The sequence below is a fragment of the Anaerotignum lactatifermentans genome (assembly GCF_014982935.1).
GTDB lineage: Bacteria > Bacillota > Clostridia > Lachnospirales > Anaerotignaceae > Anaerotignum > Anaerotignum lactatifermentans.
The window spans coordinates 1-10,872 of record NZ_JADCKK010000074.1; the positions used below are offsets into that span (position 1 = coordinate 1).

Below are 10,872 nucleotides of genomic sequence, written 5' to 3' on the forward strand. Positions count from 1 at the left end.
CATAGTTTCTATTACCATTTTCTTGAATTCTGGTGTATATCGTTTATTTGGTACTCCTTTTGGCATAAAAATCACCCCACTTGTTATTCAGTATATCATACTGTCTAACAAATGGGGTTCAGTTCATAATGAAAAATTCCAGCTTCTTTTATTTTTCTTTTGAAATAGTGCCGAAAGCACAGTCTTTTTTCCTGAAAATGGGATTTATTTTTCTGTTACGATCTGATAAATATGGTCTGCTTTCTGGGCAATGGATTCCGGCAGACTTGCCCCTGTCAAAATCATATCCATGGTATTGGGACGTTTTTCCATCATCTCCACCACTTCTTCTTCTGACAGATAGTTTTCTTCCACACATTCCAGAATACCATCCAACATCAGCATGTCACATTCACCTGTATCCAGAATTTTTTTCGTAAAGTTAAAGGCATTTCGGATTTCCGAAGCGATTTCCTTGCGAATTTCTTCTGTCATTTCCGTACCTTCCCGATCTTTTTCAAAATGGAAGATACGAAAATCCGGTTCCAGTTTTTCCAGCAATGCAATTTCCTGATTGTTATGATAATCCATGAACTGGATCATCACCACCCGCAGGTTTTCTCCAAGGGCGCGAACGCCTTTGCCAAGGGATACACTTGTTTTTCCTTTACCTGCACCATAATAAATTGCAATTTGTCCTGTTTTCACCATTGTTCACTCCTGTTATTTCGCCAAACCAGTCTGTGTTTCCTCTGTCGCATTTTCCTGCGGCGCATTTTCTTCTGTATGCAGAGATATTTTGGATACGGATACTTCATAAGCAATCCGTTCTTCCACCTGATCGCTGTTTTTCTTCTGATATACACGGCTCTGGATACGACCCCATACTTTCACGGCTGTACCCACTTCCAGTGAGGAAATATATCTCGCGTTTCGTCCCCAGGTAATACAGGGAATATAGTCTGACTTATTGTATGCACGGTTTACCGCAATCAATACATCCGAAATTTCTCTGCCAAAAGGTGTTTTCCGGTAAATAGGCGCTTTACAGATGAAACCATTGAGAATGATCTCATTTTCATTGTGCATCTGTTCTTCGTCCAATACCTGAATATCTCTGACAAAAATCGTCAGTACCAACCGACTGCGATTTCCAGTATAGTTATTGTAACTTCTCAGCTGACCTTTGATTTTTACATGCTTACCGCGCTGAATATCCTGATTCATCAGTAAACGTTCTGATACGGTAATCGGCAGAATATCTGCATTTTCACTGAGTCGTTCTGAAGAAATCTTGAATGTATAAAAGCCTTCACCATAAACTTCATGGCTGAATACGCCATCTTCTACTACAACACCCGTAATGACAACGGAATTGTTTTCAGGCAAACTGTTCATTTGCATTTTCTCCCCTTTTCTGTGCCGCAGCAACTGCTCACGCTCCGGCATTTGTTCTTCTGTAACTTACTTTATGCTTGAACAAAAGCCTTTAGAAGTTGAAACAGAAAAACATCTTGTTCCTAACTCATACTATCGTTTTGGATAAAACGATCTTTTCTTTTCTCATCCTTCTCCATCGGTGATGTGTTTTCCATTACGGAAAATAAAACCAATCTTCACACAATCGATTGCCACCACCATGGTATAGTCTTTTGTTTCATATATCATCGGTTCGCCGCCTTTTTTCACGATCACAGCGTCAATCTTCTTTCCTTCTGCTGTCCAATAAGAAAGAAAATGAAAATCTTCTTCTCCTTTAATCGCCCATTCCAGATCCAAAAGAGGTTTCAAAAAAAAATCTCCGTCACAGCCGAAATAATCAGCTACCCTCTTTCTGGACTGTTCAAAATCCAAAACAGGTTCTTTTCTTGCCATGTTCTTCCTCCGCAATTTTACTAAAGCTATCTGTTTCTATGGTACTGATAACCAACGGATTTGTCAATAACAACCGCATTTTTTGATGTTTTCACAAAATGAAAAAGTATTGATTTTCCAACAAAAAACCGTTTTTTTCGTCAAAAAAAATTTTTTACTCAATAGAAAATCCGATGAACGCAAATACATCGGATTTTCTTTTTTTCATTTTCTGTCCAATATGGGTTTCAAATATTTTCCGGTATAGGATTCCGGCACGCCGCATACTTCCTCCGGTGTACCGCAGGCAACGATGGTACCACCGCCGGTACCACCTTCCGGTCCCAAGTCGATGATATAATCCGCTGTTTTGATCACATCCAGATTATGCTCAATGACAACCACCGTATTGCCGCCTTCTGCCAGCCGCTGCAGGATATGCACCAGCTTATGGACATCCGCCATATGAAGCCCCGTAGTAGGTTCATCCAGAATATACATGGTGCGTCCTGTGCTTTTCTTGCTCAGTTCCGTTGCCAGTTTCACCCTCTGGGCTTCCCCGCCAGAAAGAGTTGTGGAAGACTGCCCCAACTGCACATAGGAAAGACCTACATCATAGAGTGTCTGCAATTTTGCTTTGATTCTGGGAATATTTTCGAAGAATTCCAAAGCTTCTTCCACCGTCATTTCCAGTACATCGGAAATGGTCTTGCCTTTATATTTCACTTCCAGCGTTTCCCGGTTGTACCGCTTGCCATGGCAAACCTCGCAGGGTACATAAATATCCGGCAGGAAGTGCATTTCAATCTTGATGATACCATCCCCGGCGCAGGCTTCACATCTGCCGCCTTTTACATTAAAGCTGAATCTGCCTTTCTGATACCCACGCATTTTTGCTTCCGTGGTCTGGGCAAATACATCGCGAATCATATCAAAAAGCCCCGTATAGGTTGCAGGATTGCTGCGAGGGGTACGTCCGATAGGAGACTGGTCAATATTGATGACTTTATCCAGCTGATTCTGTCCATTCATATCTTCATGGTTACCAGGACGGAGTTTTGCACGATTCAAATCTCTTGCCAATCGTTTATAGAGAATTTCATTGACCAGAGAGCTTTTACCGGAACCACTGACGCCTGTAACACAGGTGAAAATGCCAAGTGGAATATCCACATTGATTTGTTTCAGGTTATTTTCTGCCGCTCCCACAATATGAAGCATGGCTTCGGGATTAACAGGACGGCGTTTTTCCGGCACTTCGATTTTCTTTCTGCCGCTGAGGTAATCCCCCGTCAAAGATTCGGTACATGCCTTGATTTCTTCCACATCGCCGGTGCAGATGATATTGCCGCCGTCTTTTCCAGCACCGGGGCCTACATCCACAATGAAGTCTGCCGCATACATGGTATCTTCGTCATGTTCTACCACAATGAGGGAGTTTCCAATGTCCCGCAAGTGCTGCAATGTTTTCAGCAGTTTGTCATTATCCCGCTGATGGAGACCAATACTGGGTTCATCCAGAATATACACAACCCCTACCAGACCGGAGCCAATCTGTGTAGCAAGACGGATTCTCTGGGCTTCGCCGCCGGAAAGAGTGCCTGCTGCCCGGGACAATGTAAGATAATCCAGCCCAACATCCACCAGAAAACCAATACGAGCATGGATTTCTTTCAAAATCCGTTCCGCAATCATTTCATCTCTGCCGCTGAGCTGAAGGTTCTGGAAAAATTTCTGAATATCTGCCACAGACATTTCTGTAACCTGAGAAATATTTTTTCCGCCTACAGTAATGGCAAGAACCTCTGGACGCAGACGCATCCCATGGCATGAAGGACATTCGATATTCGTCATGTATTCCTCATATTCTCCACGCATAGTTTCGGATGTTTCGCTGTAACGCCGCTGCAAGTTAGGAATGATGCCTTCAAAGGCATAATCATAAGAACCTGTGCCACGGTAATTGGTGTAGGTAATCCGCAATTTTTTGCCGCCAGTGCCATAGAAAATAATCTTTTTGATTTCCTCCGGCAGTTCCCGGAAAGGTGTATCCAGAGAAAATCCGTATTCCTCCGCTAATGCATCAAAAAGAACTCTGGTCATGGTATCCTTACTGGAAATGGAGTTATACCCCGGTGCCACAATGGCGCCTCCAGCAATGGAAAGGCTGTCATTTGGCACAATGAGCTGTTCATCAAACTTCATCTGCATCCCCAGCCCGGTACAGGTAGGACATGCACCGCTGGGATTATTAAAGGAAAAGAGCCTGGGTTCAATTTCCATCAGATCAATGCCACAGTCAGGACAGGAGAAATTCTGGCTGAATACCAGTTCATCTTCCCCCTGATTCACATCCACCACCAATAGTCCCCCTGTCAGTGCAGTGACGGTTTCGATGGATTCTGTCAGACGTTTCTGGATGCCTTCTTTTACCACCAAACGGTCCACAATGATTTCGATGGTATGTTTCTTATTCTTTTCCAGTTTGATTTCTTCAGACAAATCGTAAATGATACCATCTACACGAACACGGACATAGCCGCTTTTTTTGGCGTCTTCCAGCAGCTTCACATGCTCCCCTTTTCTCCCACGGACAACAGGCGCAAGAAGCTGGATTTTTGTCCGTTCCGGCAGTTCCAGCACACGGTCTACAATCTGGTCAATGGTCTGCTTTTTGATTTCCTTGCCGCATTTGGGGCAATGGGGCACACCAATTCTGGCATAGAGCAGACGCAGATAGTCATAAATCTCCGTAACGGTACCAACCGTGGAACGGGGGTTATGGCTGGTTGTTTTCTGGTCGATGGAAATAGCGGGAGAAAGCCCATCAATCTGGTCAACATCAGGCTTTTCCATCTGACCCAAAAACTGTCTGGCATAAGAGGACAGAGATTCCACATATCTGCGCTGTCCTTCCGCGTAAAGGGTATCAAAGGCAAGGGAGCTTTTCCCGGAGCCGCTGACACCTGTAAAGACCACCAGTTTATCTCTGGGAATGGTCAAATCTATATTTTTCAGGTTGTGCTCTCTGGCACCCCTGATGACGATTTCGTTTTTCATATTCTCTCCTTTTTTCCTTATAAAAGGAAATGTATCATAAATCTTTTTCCATATATCTTTCTTCTGGTACAAAACCAATTTTCTGATACAAAGGCAGACCATCATCTGTGTAATGCAGACGCATTTTGGTCACGCCTCTCTCTTTGGCTTTTTCCAGTGCCATGCCCACCAGCTTTTCAGAAATGCCTTTCCTGCGGTAGGCTGGCTTTGTGTAAACATTGCGCAATTCTCCATATTTGCCGGAGGGGTTGTCCACCATAGGACAGGTTTCGTAAAAACAAACCATGCAGGCAGCCACCAGACTGCCTTCCTCCTCCGCTGCCAACAGAAGCAAATCTTCCGTTCCCATATGTTTACGCAAATAATTTTCTGTTATATTCTGAAAGTCTTTGGGTACATCTTGATAAGACAGCAGAAATTCCATACGCAGTTCCAGAAAACGTTCCAGATCTGCCAGATGCAATACTCGATAATTCATAGGGTTCCCCCTTTCGCATCTTACATGAGTTTTTTCAGTTCCAGAATTTTATCCCTCAGTTCCGCTGCCCGTTCAAATTGCAGTTCCATGGCAGCATGCTTCATTTCTTTATCCAAAGTCTGAATAAGTTTTTTCAGTTCTTTTTCGCTCATGGATTCCGGGTCTTTTTCCAGACCAAATTTCTGTTTTTCCGTTGCCGCTTTGGTAATCTGGATGACATCATGGACTTTCTTCACAATGGTCTGGGGCGTAATGCCGTGGGCTTCGTTGTACGCCTGCTGGATACCACGACGGCGGTTGGTTTCGTCGATGGCTTTCTGCATGCTTTCCGTCATCACATCGGCATACATGATAACACGACCTTCCGCGTTTCTGGCAGCACGACCAATGGTCTGAATGAGTGATGTTTCCGAACGAAGGAAGCCTTCTTTGTCCGCGTCCAAAATGGCAACCAGACTGACTTCGGGAATATCCAGCCCTTCTCGCAGCAGGTTGATGCCTACCAGCACATCAAACACATCCATACGCAAATCGCGAATAATTTCCAGTCGTTCCAGCGTATCAATATCGGAATGCAGGTAACGCACTCTCACACCGGCTTCTCTGAGGTAATCTGTCAGACGCTCCGCCATTTTCTTAGTCAGTGTGGTTACCAGAACCTTCTGTCCTTTTTCGGTAGTTTTCTGAACTTCTGAAAGAAGGTCGTCTATCTGCCCTGCAATGGGTCGCACGGAGATTTCCGGGTCTAACAGCCCTGTGGGGCGGATGATCTGTTCCACTGTCTGCTGGGAATGTTCCTTTTCGTACACAGAAGGTGTGGCAGAAACAAACAGCAGCTGATTGATTTTGCTTTCAAATTCCGCAAATTTCAAAGGACGGTTGTCCAAAGCGGAAGGCAGACGGAACCCGAAGTCCACCAGTGTGGTTTTTCTGGATCTGTCCCCTTCGTACATGGCACGAATCTGGGGAATGGAAACATGGGACTCATCGGCAATAATGAGAAAATCATCAGGGAAGAAGTCGATGAGCGTAAACGGCGTACTGCCTGCTTCTCTCAAGGATAAATGACGGGAATAGTTTTCAATACCTGTACAGAATCCCATTTCCTTCAGCATTTCAATATCATAATTGGTGCGCTGTGCCAAGCGCTGGGCTTCCAGCAGCTTGTCCTCCCTCTTCAGCTCTGCCAGACGTTCTTCCAGTTCTGCTTCGATACGGGCAATGGCCATCTGCATTTTTTCCGGCGAAGTCACATAGTGGGATGCTGGATAAATGGAAATATGATTTCTGGTACCAATGATTTCTCCTGTCACCACGTCGATTTCCGTGATGCGGTCGATTTCGTCGCCGAAAAATTCCACACGGACAGCATATTTCGAGGATGCCACAGGGAAAATTTCCACTACATCCCCGCGAACACGAAAGGTACCGCGCTCAAAATTCATATCATTTCTGTCATACTGCATTTCAATGAGGCTGTGCAGCACTTCATCCCTGTCTTTTTCCATACCGGGACGGAGAGAAAGCATCATGCCATAGTATTCTTCCGGGTCACCCAGACCATAGATACAGGATACGCTGGCAACAACAATAACATCCTGCCGTTCCACCAGTGCCGCTGTGGCAGAGTGGCGCAGTTTGTCGATTTCTTCATTGACTGCGGAATCTTTCTCAATATAGGTATCGGTGCTGGGCACATAGGCTTCCGGCTGATAGTAATCATAGTAAGAAACAAAATATTCCACCGCATTTTCTGGGAATATCTCTTTAAACTCGCTGTAAAGCTGTGCAGCAAGGGTTTTATTGTGTGCAATGACCAGTGTAGGCTTCTGTAATTTCTCTACAATATTCGCCATTGTAAAAGTCTTTCCAGAGCCTGTAACACCCTTTAAAGTCTGGAATTTCAAGCCTTTTTTAAATCCCTCGGCTATCTTTTCTATTGCCTGTGGCTGGTCGCCAGTAGGCTGAAATTTTGAATGTATTTTAAATGGTTTGTCCATGATACACCTCCGTTCGCACAAAGTGAAGTGATTACTGTCAGCCCATCATTCGTAAAGGCAGATATTCCGTTTTTGCCCAAAAAAGCCCTTTTACGAATTTTGGTCACTAAAATCAAAATTTTAAAACAGAATAACATTAAATAGCATTATATATCATCACATATAATTATTCAAAAAACAAGCTACTAAGAAGTATATCACAGTTAAATACTAAAGTATAGGGGAACAGCGAAAATATACAAACATTTGTTCTATTTCTGTTCCAATGTCGATGACAGAAATGTTTTCATTACTATCTTGTACTGCATCAAATTCTTCATAGGGTAATAAAGTTAATTCTTGTATGAATTGGTCTAATGCTTCAGTGTTGTCCGTAATCAGCTGAGCATTATCCCCATATACATCAACCGTAATTAACTCCTTTGCGTGCCCCATCAAATTTGATACTGCCTTAGGACTAAAATTCATTTTCAACAAAAGCGTACAATATGAACTTCTTAAATCATGCCATCTGATATTAGGTAAATTATTTTCTTCCAGTAATTTTTTAAAATATTTATAATGGAAGTCTTTACTTCTGGAATGACCATATGTGGAACAACATATATAGCCTTCATCTAAAAATTCTTTTTTTCTTTTGCTTTTATTCTTTTCATATATTTTTCGCTGTTCTAAAATAGCTTGAAACACATAATCAGGAATTTTTAAAGTTCGATAGCTGGATTGTGTTTTTAATCCTAGTTCTTGTTTTGTCAAAGTTTTTTTCTGATTTCTTCTATATTTACATCAAGGGGTTTTCCCAACTGTCTTTGAATAGTTAATGTTTGTTCAACAAAATCTATGTCTGAATACTTCAGACCTATTATTTCGCTTCTTCTAAGTCCCATCAACGCATTAAACAATACCTGTAAATAGATTGGTGTATTCTTACTGGCTTCTATTAAGGTATATAACTGTTCTAATGTAAGTGTCTTTTGCGAATTGATATTTCTTGTTCTATATGGTTTCGCTTTTATATGTTTAGGCAACGGAACATTTTCTGCTGGATTCGTAGATAGCATTTTTTTGCTTACGGCATATTTTAATGATATATTCATTACAGTTTTTACATTTCTGACTGAAGATGGAGATTTCAAAGCCGAAACTTTGTATAGATCTTGAACATCACCTTTACTTATATTGATCAGTTTTTTTGTTCCTAGCATAGGCAAGATATAATTATAAACTATATTTTTAAAAGAATTGTATGTATTACTGCTTCTTACTCTATTTTTAATATCATCTTCTAACCAATGAACATAGAAATCATTTACAGATATATCAGTATAAACAATATATGTCCCACTATATAAAGCCCCTATTGTTTTGTTCCGTTCTTCATTGGCTACCTTTTTTGTGAGAAAACCCGATTTTTGCTGTATTTTCTTAGTACCATCCAAGTAGTGAAGAACTATCCTAAATCCATATTTGTTTTTTATTTGAATTACATTGGTCACTTCCCAGTTAACGTATTTCTGTGCACCGGTATCATGTAGCATAAACATCATCCTTTTCATTAACAATCTGGTACAAATGATTGGTTCATAAATTCAATAATTTCTTTATCTCCATTCATTACATCACAGTAATATTCAAAAGTAGTATGAATAGATTCATGACCGAGTGCAGCCGAAATTTGAACAAGGGGTACTCCTTTTTCCATCAAAATCGTAGAATATATATGTCTTAGGCTATGTACACTGATTGGGGGCAAGCCATTCCTTTTGCAAATCTTTGTTAGTGCAATATTCATAGAAGCCATTGAATGTGGTTTTCCATTTTTCTGACAGCTGATATAATCATGGTCTTCATACTGATCCAGATAACTGTTTTTGCAGTATTCTACCCACCCTTTTCTTTTTACCAATTCATCTATTATAATTTGAGGAACTTTTAATGTTCTATAGCTGTTATTTGTTTTTGGAGCTTTTTCAACTTGTCTATATTCATCAACCAGTTTGTTACTTTTATTATCAATTAGTGGGTTATTTGAAAGCTGTCTTGAGATTTTAACAGAATGATTTTCTAAATCGAAGTCACCAAATTTTAAACCAAGTATTTCTCCTTTTCTTAACCCACAAAATATTCCTAATAAAATCTCTAAATACCATTCATTATACTTTGCAGCATTTAGTAACCGTTTTGTTTGTACTTTATCCAATACAAAAATATTAGCTTTTTTTCTTGGATATGTCTTTGATGCACTTACAGGGTTTCTATTCAAATAACCAGCTGATACAGCATCTTTTAATGCTATATTCAAAAGTTCTCTCGACTTGTTTCCAGCTGATGCAGAAATTGGGGCTATTTTTTCAATAGTTCATCTATATACTCCACACTAACAAACTTAATTTTGATATCAGTATCTAGAAACGGAAGTATATAACTATTTAAAACAAACTTTGATACCATTTGAGTTGTTGGCTCAATTCTTTTAGAAAAAATTTCATCGAACCAATAAAGTAGATAATTTTTTAATGTAATAGAATCATCTTGGTTTTGTGCTAACTGATATTTTCTTAAAGAAGATTGAAAATTCTTTTCATATTCTTTAAAACTTTTTTCAGCAGCAGTTTTTGTTTTGAAACCTCCCTTTTTGCTATATTTCACTGTTCCATCTTCATTTAAAACTTTAGTTCTGTGATACCAAGAACCATTTTCATAAAACGCACATCCATTTTTTTGATCCATAGATATTCCTCCTTATTTAAGGATTATCAAGCCACTCATCAAAAGATTTTTTTGGAACACGATATAATTTACCTATTTTAATAACTTTAAATGGGGCTTGATCTTCATAAACTTTTTCCAAAAAAACATAGGTCATGCTCCTTCCAATTCCAAGTATTCTTTGTATATCAGAAGCATCATATACCATTTTTTCAGATGTATCATTCATTTATGTATCATCTCCCGCGCGCAGAAATGATTCTGCAATTATTTTATCTAAACTCGAAATACTTTCCAAATGTGCAAAAATATAAATTGCATACTTGACATTTTATATTTTAACTATAACAAGCGAACGATTTTCATCCATAGGTCTGCAAATAGCAGCCTGTCCCCTTCAGACGACCTGTCCCCATTGCTTGCGACGGTTTTATCACGCTCGGACTGTGGCTAAACAGAAGTATCATTATTATGTTATCCGCCTGTCTACCATATTTAGTTTTCAAGGTTCTCAAATCGCTTTAAAAAATATTATGTATTGTTCAATTTTTACATGGATCAAATTTCATAACGGCTGCAATCAAACTTGTTTCCAACATTTTTTTAACAGTTTCATCAATTTGTTCTGTATAATCACCATCCTCTGTCGAAACAAGACGCAGGGAGTGGATCTATATTAAAAAAGTGGACACATAAAGTAACTATCTATTACAATAAAGTAGACACCAAAAGGAGGTATTTACATGTCAACAAACAGCAAAGGTATTCGCTATGACGAAGACTTCAAAAGAA

Annotated in this window: 12 protein-coding genes; all 12 read right to left on the reverse strand. The window is 40.2% G+C overall.

What is annotated here, in order from left to right; translation table 11 throughout:
- Nucleotides 1-204 precede the first annotated feature (204 nt).
- On the reverse strand, nt 205-687 hold the full coding sequence (locus INF29_RS12795; RefSeq protein WP_159432911.1) for a cob(I)yrinic acid a,c-diamide adenosyltransferase: 483 nt from the start codon (nt 685-687) through the stop codon (nt 205-207).
- Between the two features lie 15 nt (nt 688-702).
- Nucleotides 703-1,377 carry a single-stranded DNA-binding protein gene (locus tag INF29_RS12800; protein WP_207727539.1) on the reverse strand — a complete coding sequence of 225 codons (675 nt, stop codon included), beginning with the start codon at nt 1,375-1,377 and terminating at the stop codon, nt 703-705.
- 165 nt (nt 1,378-1,542) lie between these two features.
- The gene (locus INF29_RS12805) at nt 1,543-1,854 is read right to left on the reverse strand and encodes a hypothetical protein (RefSeq protein WP_087989739.1); all 312 of its coding nucleotides are present in this window, start codon (nt 1,852-1,854) and stop codon (nt 1,543-1,545) included.
- 204 nt (nt 1,855-2,058) lie between these two features.
- A complete protein-coding gene (gene uvrA / locus INF29_RS12810) occupies nt 2,059-4,893 on the reverse strand; it encodes an excinuclease ABC subunit UvrA (protein WP_087989738.1) in 2,835 nt (944 codons plus the stop codon).
- Nucleotides 4,894-4,927: 34 nt separating this feature from the next.
- On the reverse strand, nt 4,928-5,371 hold the full coding sequence (locus INF29_RS12815; RefSeq protein ID WP_193487041.1) for a GNAT family N-acetyltransferase: 444 nt from the start codon (nt 5,369-5,371) through the stop codon (nt 4,928-4,930).
- Nucleotides 5,372-5,391: 20 nt separating this feature from the next.
- Nucleotides 5,392-7,371 carry an excinuclease ABC subunit UvrB gene (gene uvrB, locus INF29_RS12820; RefSeq protein WP_193487043.1) on the reverse strand — a complete coding sequence of 660 codons (1,980 nt, stop codon included), beginning with the start codon at nt 7,369-7,371 and terminating at the stop codon, nt 5,392-5,394.
- A 210-nt stretch (nt 7,372-7,581) separates the two neighbouring features.
- A complete protein-coding gene (locus INF29_RS14845) occupies nt 7,582-8,127 on the reverse strand; it encodes a tyrosine-type recombinase/integrase (RefSeq protein WP_243184174.1) in 546 nt (181 codons plus the stop codon).
- The gene (locus INF29_RS14850; protein WP_243184175.1) at nt 8,124-8,909 is read right to left on the reverse strand and encodes a tyrosine-type recombinase/integrase; all 786 of its coding nucleotides are present in this window, start codon (nt 8,907-8,909) and stop codon (nt 8,124-8,126) included. The genes INF29_RS14845 and INF29_RS14850 overlap by 4 nt, the downstream gene beginning before the upstream one ends.
- Nucleotides 8,910-8,926: 17 nt before the next feature.
- The gene (locus INF29_RS15135; protein ID WP_330608335.1) at nt 8,927-9,673 is read right to left on the reverse strand and encodes a site-specific integrase; all 747 of its coding nucleotides are present in this window, start codon (nt 9,671-9,673) and stop codon (nt 8,927-8,929) included.
- 41 nt (nt 9,674-9,714) lie between these two features.
- Nucleotides 9,715-10,101, reverse strand: a complete 387-nt coding sequence (locus INF29_RS15140) for an Arm DNA-binding domain-containing protein (RefSeq protein WP_278736183.1) — start codon at nt 10,099-10,101, stop codon at nt 9,715-9,717.
- A 16-nt stretch (nt 10,102-10,117) separates the two neighbouring features.
- Entirely contained in the window at nt 10,118-10,309 is a 192-nt protein-coding gene (locus INF29_RS12835; protein ID WP_193487045.1) for a MerR family transcriptional regulator, read from the reverse strand.
- A gap of 313 nt (nt 10,310-10,622) precedes the next feature.
- Nucleotides 10,623-10,751, reverse strand: a complete 129-nt coding sequence (locus INF29_RS15400; protein ID WP_193487047.1) for a helix-turn-helix domain-containing protein — start codon at nt 10,749-10,751, stop codon at nt 10,623-10,625.
- Nucleotides 10,752-10,872: the final 121 nt, after the last annotated feature.